This is a genomic window from Paenibacillus sp. RC67, from assembly GCF_030020805.1.
GTDB lineage: Bacteria > Bacillota > Bacilli > Paenibacillales > NBRC-103111 > Paenibacillus_S.
In genome coordinates, this window is sequence record NZ_CP125098.1 from 2,186,941 (window position 1) to 2,206,626 (window position 19,686).

At 44.9% G+C, this 19,686-nt stretch carries 14 protein-coding genes; 13 read left to right on the forward strand and 1 reads right to left on the reverse strand.

Translation table 11 applies throughout. From position 1 onward, the window contains the following. The first annotated feature begins 202 nt into the window (after positions 1-202). From QMA13_RS09815 to mscL, 9 genes are all read left to right on the forward strand, one after another. The gene (locus QMA13_RS09815; RefSeq protein ID WP_282941192.1) at positions 203-1,420 is read left to right on the forward strand and encodes an S-layer homology domain-containing protein; all 1,218 of its coding nucleotides are present in this window, start codon (positions 203-205) and stop codon (positions 1,418-1,420) included. Further along, entirely contained in the window at positions 1,421-4,087 is a 2,667-nt protein-coding gene (locus QMA13_RS09820; RefSeq protein WP_282941193.1) for a CARDB domain-containing protein, read from the forward strand. 68 nt (positions 4,088-4,155) lie between these two features. Further along, a complete protein-coding gene (locus QMA13_RS09825; protein ID WP_282941194.1) occupies positions 4,156-8,169 on the forward strand; it encodes a glycoside hydrolase family 78 protein in 4,014 nt (1,337 codons plus the stop codon). Between the two features lie 128 nt (positions 8,170-8,297). After that, on the forward strand, positions 8,298-10,220 hold the full coding sequence (locus QMA13_RS09830) for an adenylate/guanylate cyclase domain-containing protein (protein ID WP_282941195.1): 1,923 nt from the start codon (positions 8,298-8,300) through the stop codon (positions 10,218-10,220). A gap of 19 nt (positions 10,221-10,239) precedes the next feature. Next, positions 10,240-11,058, forward strand: a complete 819-nt coding sequence (locus QMA13_RS09835; protein WP_282941196.1) for a sensor histidine kinase — start codon at positions 10,240-10,242, stop codon at positions 11,056-11,058. Then, positions 11,058-11,729: a response regulator gene (locus tag QMA13_RS09840; RefSeq protein WP_282941197.1), complete on the forward strand. Its 672-nt coding sequence runs from the start codon at positions 11,058-11,060 to the stop codon at positions 11,727-11,729. The genes QMA13_RS09835 and QMA13_RS09840 overlap by 1 nt, the downstream gene beginning before the upstream one ends. Before the next feature lie 133 nt (positions 11,730-11,862). Further along, complete coding sequence (locus QMA13_RS09845; protein WP_282941198.1) at positions 11,863-12,513, forward strand: YcnI family copper-binding membrane protein; 651 nt, start codon at positions 11,863-11,865, stop codon at positions 12,511-12,513. Between the two features lie 78 nt (positions 12,514-12,591). Continuing rightward, on the forward strand, positions 12,592-13,374 hold the full coding sequence (locus QMA13_RS09850) for a peptidoglycan-binding protein (RefSeq protein ID WP_282941199.1): 783 nt from the start codon (positions 12,592-12,594) through the stop codon (positions 13,372-13,374). A 127-nt stretch (positions 13,375-13,501) separates the two neighbouring features. Next, positions 13,502-13,978 (forward strand): large conductance mechanosensitive channel protein MscL, encoded by a 477-nt coding sequence (gene mscL, locus QMA13_RS09855; protein WP_282943357.1) that lies wholly within the window; start codon positions 13,502-13,504, stop codon positions 13,976-13,978. Positions 13,979-14,028: 50 nt separating this feature from the next. Here the strand turns inward: mscL and QMA13_RS09860 are convergent, their stop codons facing one another. After that, entirely contained in the window at positions 14,029-15,888 is a 1,860-nt protein-coding gene (locus QMA13_RS09860; protein WP_282941200.1) for a terpene cyclase/mutase family protein, read from the reverse strand. 165 nt (positions 15,889-16,053) lie between these two features. Here QMA13_RS09860 and QMA13_RS09865 point away from each other — a divergent pair, with 165 nt between their 5' ends. The 4 genes from QMA13_RS09865 (at position 16,054) to QMA13_RS09880 (ending at position 19,663) form a co-directional block, all read left to right on the forward strand. Then, positions 16,054-16,917, forward strand: a complete 864-nt coding sequence (locus QMA13_RS09865) for an AraC family transcriptional regulator (protein ID WP_282941201.1) — start codon at positions 16,054-16,056, stop codon at positions 16,915-16,917. A gap of 114 nt (positions 16,918-17,031) precedes the next feature. Beyond that, positions 17,032-18,066, forward strand: coding sequence for a zinc-dependent alcohol dehydrogenase (locus tag QMA13_RS09870; protein WP_282941202.1), 1,035 nt, complete (start codon positions 17,032-17,034; stop codon positions 18,064-18,066). A 28-nt stretch (positions 18,067-18,094) separates the two neighbouring features. Further along, positions 18,095-19,219, forward strand: a complete 1,125-nt coding sequence (locus tag QMA13_RS09875; protein WP_282941203.1) for an alginate lyase family protein — start codon at positions 18,095-18,097, stop codon at positions 19,217-19,219. Between the two features lie 219 nt (positions 19,220-19,438). After that, a complete protein-coding gene (locus tag QMA13_RS09880) occupies positions 19,439-19,663 on the forward strand; it encodes a helix-turn-helix domain-containing protein (RefSeq protein WP_028547616.1) in 225 nt (74 codons plus the stop codon). Positions 19,664-19,686: the final 23 nt, after the last annotated feature.

Consider the following 19,686-nt stretch of genomic DNA (forward strand, 5'->3'; position numbering starts at 1 on the left):
TGGGTGGAATGAAAAAGTATTGCAAAATCTGACAATTATCTAGTATAATCGAACTGCATAGGAAAGTTTTGGAATTGATGTCGTATAATTTCATATTTATGGGTCGGAAGCACCGCCATTCAGAGGGATTTTACCTATGTTTGGAGGTGCTTTTTTTATGAGCTGACACTATTAAACCAATTGTTGAAGGAGCGTATTTATAATGAAGAAAAAGTTTATAGCAGCTGTTATTGCTGGTGTCTCGTTATTATCGGTCGTTGGTGGTGCTAATGCAGCGGTTAATTTCACCGACTTAAATGGCCATTGGGCAAAAAAACAAATTGAGGTTGCTGTACAAGAAGGCTTTGTGGACGGTTATCCTGATGGGACTTTTAAGCCTGACCAAAATATAAGCCGAGTGGAGTTTATAAAACTGGTTGTGGACGCCCTTAAATTCAAAAAGCAGGACGCTGCTGGAGAATGGTTTCAGCCATACATAAATACTGCTGTAGCGAACGGATTACATCAATCCGATGAATTTGCTGCAGATCAATTGAACAAGTCGATTACAAGAGAAGAAATGGCGAGGATTGCTGTTCGTGCCACCGGAGAGGCTAATTACGATGCTATGAAATGGATGTATCTTGCAACTTCTAAAGGGATCATCCAAGGGCTGGATAACAAAGGGACGCTTGGTGAGGATCAGCCGACGACTAGAGCGCAGGCGATTACGGTTATTGAACGGATACTCAAGATTAAAAGCGGAGAAAAAATCGCTTTGGATAAATACGCGAAGTATGCAGCTTCGAGAGCGGAGATCAATTGGCATAGGACGAACATTTTTACTATGGCACAAGAGTATTTTGGTTTTGGCAAAAGTATAGGCAATGAATTTAAAGTAAATCGCTTGAAGTTTAAAAATGAAAATGGAATGTCTGAAGTTGAAAAATTCATCGTCGTTGATATGGGGGATCCAGAGGACCCATTACGTACAGAAATTCCGATAGGTATGAATTGGGTGAATAGTGTGGGCTTGGAACGTATAAAAACACAAGAGGTTCCTTTGAACACATATGCATTTCTTAGTTACAATCACTTTACAGTAAGTACTGAAGCTCCGATAAAATATTTTCGTTATGCTTATGTACACACAAGTCCTTTTTTAAATACTGGGGATTCTTTGGATGAAAATGGTAATTTGAAGGATGTTACAGATTATGGGACTCTTACTGAGAGAGGTGCTCTGACGTCCGGCATGACAAATTTACAGCCGGGAGATCACGATGTTCGTATTATTACCGGGCAATTAGTTCCAAAAATGTCTGGTTTTGAAGGGGCTTCTTGGACTCTATATAGACAGGCATGCTCGGAGCTTGGGGAAGGGACAACAGAAATTCCGGTGTTTTCTTCTGAAGTTCGCCATGGTTTGGGGGAAAGGTAATTGAAGAATAAGCTACTCAACCTTACATTGGCAATCTCAATTTTAGTTTCCACATTCGGGCTTTTAGAAGCACCTGCTAGGGCAGCTCCATCAACGGAAACACCTTTACCGGTGTATTACGCTCTTGATGAAGTTTTATTTCAATTGGGGTCAAAGTACTTTGGGTCTAACAAATCTAGTATAACTATATCTGATGTGACCATCACTCCAACTGGTACTGACCCCATTTCAAGGGTAGAGCTTAGAGATTCTGAGGACAATGTATTACAAACTCTGATTAATACATCTGGAAATACATATAAAGTCCCCAATCCCGTTACTCCGTTATCAAATAACATATCATTGATTTCTACCGATAAAGTGTCTATTAATAGAGGAACCTTCGAATGGTTTCGAGATCCAAATAAGAAAGTTTGGATGTATGACTACGATGATCCAGATATTAAAGGCGGGATAACCCAAAGGTACTACAAAAGTGATGACAAAGTTTACGACAGACCCTCATCTAACACATGTAGGATTCATATTGGTTTGCCTACGGATAATTTACCAACCTACCCACCTGGATACGAAGATACAGGTCAGTGTAATGAAGCCACTGATTACAGAGAGGGCACTTTAGACACATCAAATGTCATGATGAAAGTCACAGAAGATACACAAGGTAAATCAATAACTATATCTCCAACTGATGCGGTTTCTCTAAATTTTGATAACCAAACATTTGAATATGTTAAAGTAGGTAATTTAGAAAGAATAAATATCAAGTCGATGAGCCAGGGGAAAATTAACACCAAGACCCTTACTTATCGTTTCGAGTACGCTGCAGTGTATAACGTGGAACCTGATATTATCGATGATACGAAACCGAGTTGGGTTTTAACATGGTTCAATAGTTGGGCCATTTCATTAAAGGGCGAAGTCTACCGCTACCCACAAATGAAAATTGTGTATGTAACTACTCCTCCAACCGAAAAAACCAACTTATCTTTCCCTTCTATTACTGCACCAAAATGTGTGGCTGCAGGAGAAGACAGTTCCTACACATACAAACTTATGAATAGCGGTCCAGCAGTCACAACGGCATTTAAAGTGAAAATTTCAACAGATGGGAGGGAAATCATAACTCACACGTTCCCGGGGATCGGAAGAGAAACCAAAGATGGCACATTCACTTATAAGTTTCCCTCGTCCGGGTTAAAGACCATAACGTTTTTAGCAGACAGCGATAACGTTTTAACTCTCGACCCTGCCAGTGAACGAACAAAGACCTTAACCGTCGATGTCCAGACTTCTTGCTCAGGCGGAGGTGACCCTGACCCCGGTGGCTGTTCCCTTGGTGCTGGATGTCCTGGTGAAATAACCGGTAAACTTACTGTTCGTGACAAGGAAATAGAGTGGAAGGATGACAATGTGTTCGATGTTACCATAGACACACCACCTAACTCTTGTAAGCCTACTCAAGGTAGGTTTAAGGCCATACAAGGAGATAACGAGTATGTTTATGGGTGGACATCAACTATAAGTTCTTCCAATTTCGATACAACCTATTTCCGATTCAAGAGCAATCAGTATCCAGGGAACATGCAGCCGGGATCTGTTAAGGTGCTTTATTATGTAGAGGACACTTGCGGGAGAACTTCCCTAATAGGTCCGGATGATTTCAAAATTGTTAAGATATCCGGAGTTCCTACAATTGAAGTCGCTTGGTATTCCCAGGATAATTTAAAAATCAACGAGGCCATTCAGGACGACATTGTGTATGTCAAAGCGAAAGCCACGGATACTAAGAACGAAAAAATTACTTTATCTTGGGATTTCAGTAAATCGACTTGGTTGAGCAGCCTTCCGTCTTTATACGGCTGGAAAGCTCCGCTAGATAAAGAATCTTATACGGGAATCAAGGCCACAACAAAAGGCAGTCACAATGTTTGTGTTACGGCCATAAACGAGTCTGGTGCTTCAGCAAGTGCTTGCGCCTATCTGGATGTCCTAGGGCCAGAACCAAAAGCAGTCATAACCGTTGGGGGATGGCCAAAAGAAGAGCGCAGGATCGAATTATCCGGATCACGGAGCTACAGTCCAAGGAAACTGCCATTGACCTATCAATGGACGATTGAACCAATGGCTGGGCAAACAGAAGGTACTATGGCGGATATTTCATATATTGCCCCATTAATCGGGGAATTGAAGGATTTTAAGACCACCAAAAAAGGGAAGTATTTAGTGACTTTGGTGGTAACAGACACGCTTGGTTTAAGTAACGATACGTGGGAGATCGTAGACGTTGCTCCTGATATCGCTCCAGTTGCTAAAATCACAGGCAACCAGATAGCTGCTCGGCAGACTTCAGATAGAACATTAGCACCGTTTGTCTTGCTTGGCTATGGAGCGAGTTTGGATGCAGATATCATAAGCAAAAGGTATTGGACTTTAACGTATGACGCCAATAATGACGGAGTATTCCATGAACCCGTTACGGCGGAGATTGATGAGGACGCGCTAGTTCAAGGTTGGGAGTACCCCTATACTATCGGATCGGATCAACTTATCATAACAAAAACGGGGGAGCACATAGTCACAGTTAAGGGGCAAAATGTAGGAAAGTACAGGTTTGGTTTGAGGGTTATCGAATCCCCTGGGCAGCCTACTGATTTAGTTCACTAATAGAGATTTGTGAAGGGAGAACTGCAAGTCGGGTCTCCCTTTCATTCATAATAAGAGGGGATAGTCAGTTGAGATTTCGTCTTAAATCAGTCCTTCCTTGTCTGCTATGTGTGGTTTTATTAGCAGGTTTTCTTCTCCCGGCTGAAGATGCTCAAGCATTATATAAGTCGGATTATAGCGAATTTTTTGGAGAAGTCATTAATGATAATCCGGAAGTCACATTTACCGTAACCGGAGAAACGACCGAGCCTTATCCGATGAATGTAGCCGGTTATGGTGCTTCCGAATTGTCCGGCAGCAGCTGGACAAACACGACACTGGATAAGCCAAGCATGTTTAATTCCTGGTCAGTGGGTCCTAACGGGGTACTTACTAGTAGTCGAAGGTACCCGGATAGAGTTGAATTTACAAATTATAATTTAAGTGGCCCGTCCGTCTATTCTTTACCATTGGATGACGGTAATTTCAAGTTAAATGGAAGATCAGTTAAAACCCCAAGCGACGTCTTCGGGGGCTTAGAAAGTGCAACAGCTATTGGAAATGATGAATTTATATTAAGTACTTATCTAATTTCGCCAAATCACGATCCTAAACTGCTCCCATACAAGGTCGGTTATTCTAGCGATCAAACGCTCTTTAACTGGCTCACTGACGAGTTCATGATATTTAATACTGATGGACCTCGCTGGAATCAGTCAGGGTCGTCTGCGTATTATTTTGTAGAAACTTGGTCCAGGTTTAAATTATCTGATTTAAGGCAGGGCATAACAACAGCAGCTGCTAGTGGAGAAAGAAAGGCTACTTGGAACACTGGACCTGGGTATTCGGTAAGTGGGGAATTCGCTCGTTGGGGCGATGGTTATCGAGTAAGGGGATATGAGAGGACCGAATTAAGGGGAGATTATGCAGAAATTAACCTTACCACTAGGACTATAACTTACTTCAAGAAAGATGGCACAGGTGCTCCATACAAAACAATTGGATTCGATACGATGCCACCTTACCCTAAAAAAGCTGGAACGGGGACGGGGGGGAATCTTTCATATTACCCAGGAGAACCGCCTGATTACATTTTCCAACCAACTGTAATGGATGCTAAAGGTAACTATTACAGTTTTGAACAGTATGCTAAAAATAGTTACGAGATTGACATACACTTAATAAAAGTAGATGCTTTCACTGGAATTCCCACTGACTTAAGTACTATTAATTTTGATAAGTACTCTAAGTATAGTCTTAAGAATGTTTCTGAAGACGGCAGTGCTTTTGAAATAAAACGGGAATGGGACAGCCATGACGATGACAATGGAAACTGGGTAAACCGAGGGGAGGAAACTTATTATCTAAATCCTTATACAGGGGGCAGAGTTGGTCAGCCTACAACACATTTGGAAAAGTTTAATGGAGGATTCCAAAATGGGTACGGATTTAAGAAATTCAGAGAAAATCGTCCACCGTACTGGGATTCTGATCTAGGCAAGTGGGTTGATGACGAATTTGACACTTTCGAGAGATTAGTGGATATGTCAAATGATGTTCGGGTAAATAGAACCACTCTTCGTGTTCCTACAGTTAATGGGTCTAACGGAACTTCAGCTAAGATTATTTCAGACAATCAGTATGTTTCTGGCGGATATTTGTACGAGTATATACCCAACACGGAGCAACCAACAACATCGAATGAACCATTCACGTTTGGCCAGCTCTACAAGCCTTCTTCTCAAAGTATTAAAAATGGTACATTAGCTTGGAGTATGAAAGCAGCCCTAGATCATCCGAATATGGCCGTTGGGGTCGGTTTTCGAATGCAAAATAACCAAAACATGTATCGGCTTGAATCTACGAAGTCCAGCCTCAATCTATATAAGATTGTTGGAGGTCGAAAAACGCTTTTAAATTCGGTCATGCATGTGATACCGGCAACGGAATGGATTCCTTATCGTATCAAATTGAATGGAACGTCGATACGGGTATATGAGAATAATGTCAAGGTTATTGATACTACGGATGGGACGTTTGCCCAAGGAACTGCGGGACCTTTCAGTACCGTGGATAACGGTTGTTTTCGAAACTTGACCTATCAATGGAGTGCGAATGACGATTCGTATGCAACGCCAGGAACTGCCATTGTAGATACGGATGTGAAGTACGAAACGACCTTTAATGATCCGGAAAATGATCCGGCGCTTACGGCTCGTACGGAATGGAAATATGCGCACGTGGATACTACCATGTTCCTAGATGCGAATGATGGAAAGTCTGGATTGTCGTCTTATAATGGCAGAACAGTAACCTCTCCTGTACTGACTTTCGATAAAGTAGGTAAGTATAAGATCGATTACCAGGTACCGGATGATCCTCATAAAAATCATAGAATAGCCAATGGCGACCTGACTTTTCAGAATTACTCTCAGTATTCGGATTGGTATTCCCAGTACCTAATCGTGCATCGGAGACCTATAGCCAACTTTACTTTGAGTATCGATAGCAATAAGCTAGTGACCTGGACCGATTACAGCTACGATCCGGATCGATGTTATAATTCTTCGAATTGTCAGCCGGCTTATAGCTCTAATCATGGTATTTACAAAAAGAAATTTTATTACATAACGCCTAGCGGTAATCGGGTTGATGGTAAGCTAGTCCGTCCTGTAGAATCTGGCGAATACACCGTATATATGGCTGTTGGTGATGAGTATAACGCCTGGAGCGATTGGTATGAACAAACCATTCAGATCGACCAACCTGCTCAACCTAACCATCCGCCTACGGTGACGCTAACTTTCCCTAACGGAAACTATGGTAGTCCATCACCGGTATCTTTATTACCTACGATGACTTGGGATCAACATGACCCAGATCCAAATACCATTTTTACGTCGTTTGATCTTCTGATTAAAGACGAATGGGGAAATTGTGTGGAATGCACAACCAACAGGGTGATGGAAACGCTAAATACAAGCTGGGCCTGGACGATGAACAATCAACTTGAAATGGGAAGGAAATATCAGGTACAGGTCAGGGTGAGTGACGGGGAGAGCTGGTCCGGCTGGAGTAATATCGGTTGGATGGCTACGAACAGTCCATCAGCTGCTTACATGAGCTTTCCGTATGGTACGCAATCAGCTCCAACGATCATAAACACGCTGCGTCCGACATTTACTTGGCTGCAGACCGATCCGGATGCAGATGCATGGCTTGATTACTTCCAGATTCAAATTATCAATGAAGCCAATAACTACGTCATTTATGACAGCGGAAAAATGTGGCAGCATACGCAATCCTCACAAGGTACCTTTGCTCTGCCAGTAGATCTGCCAACAGGCCAAAAAATGCGTGTTATGGTTCGAGTTTGGGATCAATATGGAGCTGAATCTCCATGGAGTCCTCAAGTTTGGATGATGATTAACCGTCCACCGATAGCCGATTTTGATTGGACTCCAAAACCTGCATTTGAAGGAGATACCGTATATTTGATCAATCGCTCTTCGGACCCCGACGGAGATCCATTAACTTTTGAATGGCAAATTATTGGACCTGAATATAGCGCAGCATATACATCCTTGAATGCAGAGATCCCATCATCATCGACCGACAACCATCCTGGCGATTACCGAGTAACTCTAAAGGCCACGGATATCCATGGGGCATCTGACTCCATTACGAAAGTGGTACCCGTCGGAGATTTGATGCTTGATGGCTTCGTAAGACATACGCCTCAGTGGAATGAAAATCGGCAGGCTTACAATTTACGTAAAACAGGAGAGACGGAACGACCTCGTCCTTATGATCTATTCTGGTCTGGGGAAGCCTTTGTGCTGGTTGCAACGACTAATGAGCCGGCCTCCAACGTCAAAGTGAATATGTCCTATACAGAGCTTGAAGAACAGTTGACTGCTGCGTTTAACCGTAAGGATTGGGATGGGCAAATGATGAGAGATGATTTTGAAAAACTGCCGGACAAGTCGTATATATTCCGATTTACGGCAACCTGGCCCAATGGTCATACGGAATATGTAGAACGAATTATTTCTATTAAAAACCCATGGACCGAATTCGCACCCAGCGTTAGAAAAGAATAGATGTTCCCTTCATACCCGGGCCGTCCTTAGTGATGCGGTGCTCGGGTATTTTTTAGTTGGTCCGAAGCTTTTCCTTTTTTTTCAGTGTATAATAAGTGGAAATAGAGAGAAGGGGGCAGTTCGGAACCGTGCCATTCCAAACGCAAAAGCACACCTATGAAAAAGAATTTGCCTTGCCCCGTCACAAAGTATGGGAGCTGCTTAGCAACACAGATCATTTGAATCGGGTTATAGGATTATTTCCGGTGCAACCAGGACCGGTTCAGATTCTTCCTGACGCTATTTACCATGATCTTACCGCAAAAGTCGCAGGGGTTGTATCAATGAGCTGGCACGAATACCCTTTTCAATGGACACAAAACGAACGGTATTCGGTAGTAAGAGAATATTTGGGCGGCCCGCTAAAGCGATTTTATGGAGGTATTGTGTTGGAAGATGCCGCAACTGTGCTTGCTGACGGATCCAAGGCTACTCGGGTTCGCTTGTTTGCGGAATTCACACCTGCACATGCTTTGGGTGTTATTGCGATTCCGATGATGGGAGTAAGCTCCATGCGAAAGACGCTTACCTATCTGTACGACTGTGTGAGCCTGAAGACGCAGAATAAGGATTATATGCTGCCCCAGCCTAAATCGAAGTATGAGGTGAATCATAACGCATTAAACGGTTTGCTAGATAAGCTTAGTCAAATAATAGCCGATGAACGCATGATATGCTGCTTTCGGGAGCATTTGACTTTTAGCGGTGATGATGAAGTCGTTGACATGCGCCCATATAGATTGGCAAGCAGCTGGAAGGTACGTGATCGGGAACAAACACTGCGAATGTTTTTGTATGCAACGCAATTAGGGATTACCAATTTAACCTGGAATCTAATTTGCCCTAACTGCCGAGTGTCCAAGAGCAAAACCGATTCCTTGTCGCAATTGCAGCCACAGTACCACTGTGATTTTTGCGGGATTGACTATACAGTAAGCTTCGACCGATATGTTGAGCTTTGCTTTTCAGTGCACTCCAGCATTCGTCAAGCGCGCAAGCAATTGTACTGCATCGGTGGTCCTATGATCACACCGCATATTATTGCCCAAACGGACATTGCTGCAGGAAGAGATACAGAGCTTATTTATCCGAATGTAACGGATCGATTGCGTCTGCGCGTTTTAAGGGCGAATCATGTAATGAAGCTTGCAGAAGGAAAGTCGAGTGAGCAAGCTTTTGTGGCTGGAATGCCTGACTCAAGCGAGGAGCTTGAGTTTCACTACGACGGCAGCCAATGGCTGAGTAATCAAGCGTGTGCGGCTGCTCCGGGAACAAGGCTGCGGCTATCTAATCAGAGCGAAAGTCATATTATTGTCGTGTTGGAGAAGTCGGAGTGGGAGGATATTACCGTTACGGCGGCCAAGGTGACTGCCATGCATGAATTTAGAAGCCTTTTCTCGTCTGAGGTTTTGGCTCCAGGTCAACAGGTGGGGATAGAGAATGTGACTCTATTATTTAGTGATCTGCAGGGCTCCACCGCATTTTATGAAACCGTGGGCGATGCTCATGCATACGGTCAGGTCCGCAAGCATTTTGATTTCTTGACGGAATGGGTGACCCATAACCAGGGAACGATTGTAAAAACAATCGGAGATGCCATCATGGCTGTATTTGTTGATCAAGAAAATGCTGTGAAGGCCGCGCTGGATATTCAACTTCATGTTGATGAATTTAATCGGATGCATCCGTCTGTGGCTCCAATGGTTATCAAAATGGGTCTATATAGCGGTCCAGCCATAGCCGTCAATTCCAACGATATCCTCGATTATTTCGGTAGAACCGTTAATATGGCATCGAGAGCTCAAGGGCTTAGTAGGGGCGAAGATATTGTAATCGGCAGCGAATGTATGGAGCGGGAAGGTGTACAAGCCATATTGAAAGCTCATCCTGTTCACGTGGAACCGTTCGAGCAGAAGCTCAAAGGGATTGAAGGTATGGTTCCGCTGATCCGTGTAAGGCTGCGACATAACGGCAATGCTTTGGAAGAGATTGCTGTAACAAGCAATGAATAAACGAAACGAGTGAATCCTAATGTCATTACGAACGTTAAAATGGTTGACGATCCTTGTGCCGCCCCTGATTATCGGAGGGTTTGAATATCTTCGCCATGGATTTTTGCTGCATCAGTTGTCCATGGAGACAGGGAATTTATATATTACGATTATGACTTTGTTTTTGTCCTATCTGTTTGCGACCTGGATGTTTCAGAGCATTAATCGCATTAGTGAACGTCTATCGGCGGAGCAATCCAAGAGAGCTGTATACGAGGAGCGGGAGCGGCTGGCTCAAGAACTTCATGATAATATTGCACAGATTTTATTTTTTCTGAATGTACAGCTAAGCAAAGGGCAGCTTCAGGAGGCTCGATCGGCTGTGTCTGAAATAGATCACCATCTTCGACAAGCCATTTTTAATTTGCGAACGACACCGGAGGAAGGAGCTACGTTCGCTTCCCGATTGACAACTTGGATTGAAGAATGGAGCGGGATTACCGGTATTGCAGTGGAGCAATCCATCGTACTGACTCAGCAAGACTTTTCGCCTTCGGCTGAGGTGAAGCTGTTCGCTATCATTCGCGAGGCGTTCACTAATATTCGCAAGCATTCGGAGGCGGATCATGCTTCCATCGAGCTTGGAACTACGGGTAGCGGTGAGGAATGGAAGCTTTGTATTCGTGATAACGGAATGGGCATGGATACAGACCAACTCGAGGCTTCCTCCAAGCGATATGGCTTAACCTTGATGCGCAAGCATGCCGAGGAGCTGGAAGCTCAATTGACGCTACAGTCTTCAGCCCAAACCGGGACTATACTAACGGTCTCAGGATCTGCGAAAAGGAGTGCTCCTTGATGAATTATCGTGTTCTAATTACGGATGACCATCCGTTGGCGCGCAAAGCCGTCTGCGCTCTGCTCGAAGGAGAACAGGGCTTTGAGATCGTTGGCGAAGCCGATAGTGGGGAAAGAGCGGTCATGATGTGCCACGATTTGGTTCCCGATCTCGTATTAATGGATATTCAAATGCCCGGTATGTCCGGGCTTGAAGCGACGCGGAGAATCAAACAGTATAATCCGCATATCAAAATCGTCATGCTTACAGTATCCGATGATGTAGCTGATCTATTTACAGCTATTCAGAACGGAGCACAGGGATATTTGCTTAAAAATATGGACCCTGACGATTGGATTGTATACTTGCGCGGATTGCTTGATGACCAAAATGAAATTTCCCGCCATATCGCCGATCGTTTATTTCTTCAATTCCGTTCAGCACATGCACAAACCATCGAGGAAACCAAACCGAATGTCCTCTCACAGCGTGAAGGCGAAATCCTCATGTGCGTAGCCAGCGGCCAGAGTAACCGGCAAATTGCGGAGCAGCTAATCATCACCGAAAATACGGTTAAAAATCATATCAAAAATATTTTAGCCAAGCTTTCACTCGACAACCGGGTTCAGCTCACCGCCTATGCAATCCGTCATGGCTTGACACAGTATAGTCAAAAACAATCGCGCAAATAGCCCGAAGGGGTCATATTCATTGCGTCCGGTTTGCAGTAAATTTAAAGGGTAGTTTAGAAGCGTTCGGTTGAAAAGTAACCTTTTAAACAAGAGCAATAAAGGACATAATGATGCCCGGGGGGATGATGGATTCATGAAGAAAATGAATATGATTTTGATGATTTGCCTGCTGTTCACGATGCTTGGCGGAGGGATAGCAAGTGCTCACGTAACGGTACTTCCAAGTGAATCGGTACAAGGTTCCTACGAGAAATTTACGGTTCGGGTTCCTAACGAAAAAGATATTCCTACAGTTAAGGTTGAGGTTAAGTTTCAGCTGGACAGCGTATCTATAAGCCGTTTCGAACCTAAGCCAGGTTGGAAATACGATTTGACAAAAGACGCTTCAGGGAAGATTACCGCTGTTACTTGGACAGCAACCGGAGATGGACTATCGGCAACGGAATTCGGTGATTTCAATATGCAAGGCAAAGTGGCGGACAACGCTACCAGCATCAACTGGAAGGCTTACCAAACGTACAAAGACGGCAGTGTCGTTGAATGGGTTGGAGCGGCAGGCTCCGATAAACCGGCATCTGTAACGAAAGTAAACGCTAAGCCAGCTGGAGCAGCAGCAGACAGTCACGGTAATACAACAGCATCGGCTGGCAATGCAGGACATGATCAACCAGCTTCCGCAGCACCTGCAGCATCGCAAGCGCCGCTGTATTTGTCCATTGTAGCGCTTGTACTGGGTGTTGTTGCCCTAATCGCAGCCTTGTCCAAACGCAAAGCAAACCGTTAAGACATATTCATAAATCGGAACCCAACCGGGTCTCCGATTTTTTTTTGTTAAAAATCTGTACAGATGGGGATGCTTGGTATGATGAACAATATTGATATGAACATGGAGGTATGGAGTCATGTTAGGCAAGATGAGAAAAGGAGAGCTATCGTTGTCCTGATGATTTCTCTAATGCTGTTTGGTGTTCTTAGCACAACGGGATGGGGGTTCGGAAAAGACTCACAAGGACCGGATGTTTATGCTGTACAGGGGATGCTAAAGTCTTTGGGTTACTTCCCTGGTTCGATCTCAGGTTATTATGGCGATGAGACTGTAGCAGGTGTGAAGCAGTTTCAAAAGGCAAACGGACTCTCGGAAACCGGAGCAGTAGACGACCGAACTCTTCAGTCGCTTATATGGGCTTATACCAATCTCAAGGTCCCGCGTAAACCGTCTCCTAGACCACCGAGCCCTTTGACCACCCCTTCGCCGTCGGATTCTTCACACGATGAGCAGCAGATGGTGGATTTGATCAATAAAGAGCGTAAACAGGAGGGATTGCCTCCTTTGAAGGTCATTGTAGATGTAACGCGCACGGCGCGGCTGAAGAGTCAGGATATGGTCGACCATAACTATTTTTCGCATGATTCCCCTAAGTACGGATCTCCATTCGATATGCTGAAGCAGCAGGGGATCAGCTATTCTACCGCAGGTGAAAATATCGTTTGCAGCGATACGGTGGACGGAGCCCATAGAATGCTCATGGAGTCTCCTGGACAACGTGACAACATTTTGAGTAAAGAGTACACTCAAATCGGAGTTGGAGTTGTTAAAAGCGGTTCATGCGGCAAAATGTTCACACAGCAGTTTATAGCTCCATAAGTCAACAAGCCCTCCTATTATATTCCAGGGAGGGCTTTTTCCCGTTTAAACCATCGACCGTGTACGTGAAATCGGGTATGATAGAGGAAAACAAGGAAAAGGAGCTCCAATACATATGGCTTCCAAGATACTAAAAGAGTTTAAAGATTTTGCTATGAAAGGTAACATGATCGATTTGGCGATCGGTGTCATTATCGGTGGTGCCTTCGGTAAAGTTGTCACATCCATTGTTAATGATATCGTTATGCCGCCTATAGGCTTGCTCCTTGGCCGCGTCAATTTCTCGGAGCTGTTCTTCAGCTTGAACGGGATTAGCTACGATTCACTGGCTGATGCCAAAAAAGTCGGAGCGCCTACGCTCAACATCGGATTGTTCATTAATACACTGCTAGATTTCTTGATCGTTTCCTTCGTTATTTTCATTACGGTCAAACAATTGAACCGTCTTCGTAAAAAACAAGAGGACAAGCCCGATCCGAAGAAAGAAACGAAGGAATGTCCTGAATGCTTGTCGGATATTCCCAAACAGGCCATTCGCTGCAAATTTTGTACCGCTTATGTTGAGCCGGCAGCTTCAATGGAATCGCCGCGTACAATGAACTAATATATATGGATAGGAGAAAACCGCCCAGAAGGCGGTTTTTTTCATGTGCGTTAGGCTAGCGAGCCATACTTACGCAAATATTTAGAAAGGGTTAATAAAGGCCATGCGAAATTTCCACTATGGTAATTGATATACACGCTTCCGGGAAGACCGGACCCCGTAGGATAAGTAAATCGCCAATCCGCAGTATGTAAAGAGTCGATTAGCCTCTGCATGCCTCTTTGGATGGGGACACTCGGACGATCATGCGTATCGATGAGCAGGTCAAGAGCCCAAGCGGTCTGTGAAGGAGTACTGTTGTTCAGCGGGACATACCTTCTCCTAATATCGCTGTAACAGGATTCGCCCCAGCCACCATCGGAGTTCTGGATACTTAACATCCATCGAGCCGCTTTTTCGATCGCAGGGTGATGCTGCGGAATGCCGACAGCGAGCAATCCTGTAACAGCGGCACTGCTGCCGTGAATGTAGCATATCCCCCAACGGCCGAACCAGCTTCCATCTTGTTCTTGCTGGCGTATGATCCATTGTGCTGATTTTTGCACAGGAAGACGGTTTACCGACTGGCCTGCTTCTTTACCCAAAAATAAAAGTGTTCGAGCCGTCAAATCCGGGGTTGAACGATCCAATATAATATCTTCCGCGTGCTCAAACGCAAAGAGATGGGTCAGCCTCTCCGGAGACTCTCTCTCAAATGCGGACCAGCCACCGTCATCATTTTGCATGGCGAGCACCCAGCGCAATCCATTCTGCCATGCCTGCTTATACTGAAGGGATGTGGAAGTGTATGGCGTAATAGCTCGCAGGACAGCAGTGCTGTCGTCAATATCGGGGTACAGTGTGTTGATATTGGAAAATCCCCATCCACCAGGCGGCGTATCCGGACAGCGCAAGGCCCAATCGCCGTAACGTGTTTGCTGACGGGCCAATAGGTATTCCGAAGAATTTTGAATCATGGGATGCTGATAGGAAATTCCTGCTTGCTGCAGAGCACAGTTTATCATAGCGGTATCCCATACAGTAGATGTAGACACCTGCAAATGGGCTTTTTGTTCGTTGACGCACAGTAAGGTATTCAGGCTGCTTATCGCTTTCGATAGAACGGGTGAATCACTTCCGAATCCTAGAGACGTCAGAGCGAAAACCATAAGTATCGTTGCTGTAGAGTAGGTAAGTAAAGTTCCATCCGGTTCGATTCGATCCAGCATGAACATTTTGGCTTTGTCCAGTGCGGCTTCATGTAGAGGAGCATGGAGGAAAGGAGCGGCTTCTAGAAGTCGATGAATAGCTGCTATCCAGGATACGTGGCTCTCGAAGGGCTGCTTTTCCCCAACATACAGGTCGGATAAATCGGGCGTTGCCTCGGTGCGAATGGAGTAATTTGCATTAGACATGATCATGATAGGGACTAAGTGAACTCTCGCATGACCGGATAAATCAAAAATATTAAAGAAAAACCAGGACGGAGCAAGCATGAATTCCACCGGAACCTTGAGCATATCGGGCCAAGGCGACTGACCGGTTATAGCTAGAAAGGCTTGCGTGAGCATCGTTTTTACTTGGGTAAGTCCGCCGCGTGCAAGAATGAACTGCTTGGCCCTTTGCAAGCGGGAATCGCTTTTAGTGAAATAGCCTGAGTACAATAGAGCATAATAGGCTTCAACCGTCGCTTCCAGATCACCTTCCTGCTGATCGTAAAAAAGCTTCCACGCCCCATTCTCTTCCTGACTGTTAATGATTCGTTCGGCCAGCTTTCGAATAACCGCTTCATGCCCATTTCGCTGTAGAGAACGAAGCAGCAGGATCATATAGGTGTCTGTCGCCGGACCAGTTTCAAAGCAGAGTCTCCACGAGCCGTCCTTATGCTGCATTTGCTGCAATCTGCCCGTCATTTCGTTTATTTGAGTCATAATAGTTTGATGGTTCATAGTTCACCTCGATTTTTGCTTCTATTTCCTTATTTGTATGCTTCGAGGACGTTCCTATGCTCAGTAGTATGGTTGTATAGCTTCCATAGCGGTTTTATTATAAACTAGGTGGGGAAAGCATGTATTTCTATTATTCGGAGGCTGTATATGAAACTATTGAGAGACTCTCAGCTCACGCTGCTCTGGACAGCGCGTATCGATTATTCCAAGGGCAGTCAGGTTGAGCCTCACACGCACTCCGATTATGATCAGCTCTTGGTTGTTTTGTCTGGCCACGGTAAAGTGACTTTTGGCCAGCAAGAGTGCGATATGCAGGAAGGGCACGCTTATTTATTTATGAAAGGGATTTCACACAGCTTTCGATTTACCGGTCAGAGCGTAACACTGGATTTCAAATTCAGACTTGCGGACCCGGAAATGGCGGACTATTTTTCTTCTATCCAACCGTTTAGTTTGTGTGAAAGCATACATTTGGCAGAGCTTAAGCAATGGTACAAAATGTCGCTTCTTCAGGCACGAAAGCCTGGAAGATTCCATCCTATGAGCATCGAGGCAGGGTTTAAAGGGACGCTTGTCTCGCTTCTTGCGAGCAATGGATCGATACAATCGGGGCCATATACGGAACTGGGTTTTAAAGAATCTAACGATCCAATCGTTCATTATATGAAGATGCATTTTGCGGAAAAAATTACGCTGGGGATGCTCTCGAAGCACTTTGGCTTTAATCCTAACTATTTAATCAAACGATTTTTCGATAAAACGGGCATGACGCCAATACAGTACTTGCAAGAAATTCGATTGGAGAAAGCGAAGGAATATCTTGAATTCACGGATTTGCCGATATCGGAGGTAGCTGAGATGGTGGGCTGGACCCAAGCCTATTTTTCAAAAATACTAAAAAAACGAACAGGGCTTCCACCATCTCAATATCGAGACTCGCTGTTGAATGCGATCGGGCAGGATATCATTCTAGAAGAAAACTTCTCCAATGTATGGCGGATCGTTCCTTGAAAAACAAAAACTGAATAATGGCAATAAACAGATGAAGTTTGTCCCTGTTCGGTGCTAAGGCCCATCCTTTATAATTTGAATGGATCGAACTAGAAAGGATAAGGGGCTAAACATATGGTCAGAAAGATGTCTGTTCCACCTATGCAACTGGTAGATTACGACGGTGAGGGAACCCAGTTATGTGCCGTTGTGGAGGAAGTTGGCAGCATTACGCTGAAAAGATCGCTCATTCCAGAGCCTGCCGAGGGAGAAGTTCGAGTCAAAGTAAAATGGGTCGGTATTTGCGGTAGCGATGTGGAAGTGTTCCGAGGAGCCAGGGAGCCGGAATTTATCTCCTATCCAACGAGGCTCGGCCATGAAGTCGCAGGTGTTATCGATAAGGTAGGCCCTAACGTGATAGGGCTTCAGGTTGGTGATCCGGTTGCTCTTCGCTATATTTGGGGAGCATTTGCCGAGTATGTATGCTGCACGCCTTTCTCTGTGAAGGTGCTGCCCAAAGAGCTTCCTCTTATTGAAGGCTCATTAATTGAAGTACTCCCCGGCGTTATTCATGCGGCCGAGCTTGGAGATATTTCTCCAAATAAAAATGTGCTAATTACCGGACAAGGTGTCAGCGGATTGGTTATGACGCAGGTCGTCAGCTTGTTCAGTCCTCGCAATCTCGTCGTGACGGATTTATTCGATGAGAAGCTGGCTCTGGCTCGCAAATATGGTGCAACCCACACTTACAAAATGCCTTCCCCGGATGCGAACACAATGGATATTGTCGGAAAAGATTTCCCGGATGGCTTCGATGTCGTCATTCCATGCTTACTGGAGGGCGATGGGATGGTAGATGCCATCAACGCCACTGGACAGAACGGGCGTATTGTGATGTACGGCTGTATAGGTACTTGTCATAAGCCAGTAGATTTCTTCAAAATTCATAAGAAACGATTGGATATCTTATCGACGGAACCGAAACGGGATATCGACAACCGTCGGTATTTTGACCAGGGTTTGAGGCTTGTTCTTGATGGGCTGGTAAATACCGAGGAAATGATCACGCATGTTGTGAAGCTGGATCAAGTAGCCGAAGCGTTCAAGCTGCGCAACGAGCATAAGGGCGATACGATTCATGTGATGATCGATTGCGATACCAAAGCTTAGCACTACCTAAGGAGGAGCGGAAATTAAAATGATCAATCAAACGGCAGTAGGCAGCCAAAAGGAACGGCTTGCTCTGTTCGATAAAGAATGGATAATCCGACACGCAGAGGGATCCTTAGCTGCAGATACGATACATATAACGGATTCCATAGCTGAAATGAGTGAGGGCGGCATTCACGATTTTTACTCCAATGGGGACTATTGGTGGCCGAATCCCGATACGAAGGACGGACTTCCCTATATTCAACGTGATGGGGAAAGCAATCCGAACAATTTTGATAGTCACCGGCTTGGCTTACGAAGAATGAGAACGCATGCCGCCAATTTAGCCGCTGCTTTTTCACTCACAGGTAATGAAGCTTACGCTGAGAAAGCCGTTCAATTTTTAAAAGAGTTTTTTCTGGATGAAGCTACAAGAATGAACCCCCATCTGCTTTATGCTCAAGCATTACCTGGGATATGCGCTGGGCGCGGTATCGGTATCATCGACACATTGCATTTGATCGATATTCCGTTCGCAGTAGAAGCCTTGAAAGATTCACCTGCGTTGACGGAGGAGATCTATCTAGAGTTAAAGCAATGGTTTGCCGAATATTTAACTTGGATGAGTACACATCCTAACGGAATTGAAGAAATGAACGCGCATAACAATCATTCGGTGTGTTGGTTCGTACAGGCGGCGGCTTTCGCATGGTTTACAGGGAATGAGGAGATGCTGCAGTTTTGCAGACAGCGTTATAAAGAAAAGCTGCTCCCTGATCAAATGGCGGATGACGGCAGCTTCCCGCGCGAATTGGCACGGACGAAGCCGTACGGGTATGCGATATTCGTATTAGATAATATGGTGACGCTGTGTCATATCTTATCGACGCCTCAGGATGACTTGTGGAGCTATGAGCTGTCGGATGGTCGTGGCATTCGTAAAGGGCTGGACTATTTATTCCCTTATATGCAAGATAAGAGCAGTTGGCCGTATGCTCCGGATGTGGAGCACTTCGAAGGCTGGCCGGCGAAGGTATCGGGCCTGTTATTTGCAGGGTTAGCGTTGGGAGAAGAGACATATGTTGAGCTTTGGAAGAAGCTTGACCCGGATCCTACCGATATGGAGGTTCGTAGGAACATTGCGGTACGGCAGCCAGTGCTGTGGGTATAAGGTTGTGAAAAAGCAGGAAGAGTCCTTAGTAAGAGGCTGCTTCCTGCTTTTTTTCTTTTTTATAAGAAAGCTAAGGCTTGACAGTAAGGAACCCTTACAGTCTGAAAGCCCATTTTTTTCAGCTACTGCACCATTAGATAGAGCCATTCATAAACTAACTTTGACTGTATCCCTACACCTTGTAATGATACAAAAACCCGGGCAAGGAGGGGTGACACATTGAAGGGCAGCGACCATAAAAGTAAATTTTTACTAACCAATCGTGAACGCGAAGTTTTCGAACTGTTGGTGCAGGACAAAACTACTAAGGATATAGCACAACAGCTGTTTATCAGCGAGAAAACGGTGCGTAACCATATTTCCAACGTCATGCAAAAACTGAATGTAAAAGGTCGTTCACAAGCAGTTGTCGAGCTGATCAAGCTTGGGGAGTTAACCATCTGATCAGTCAGGCTATCCGGCTTTGC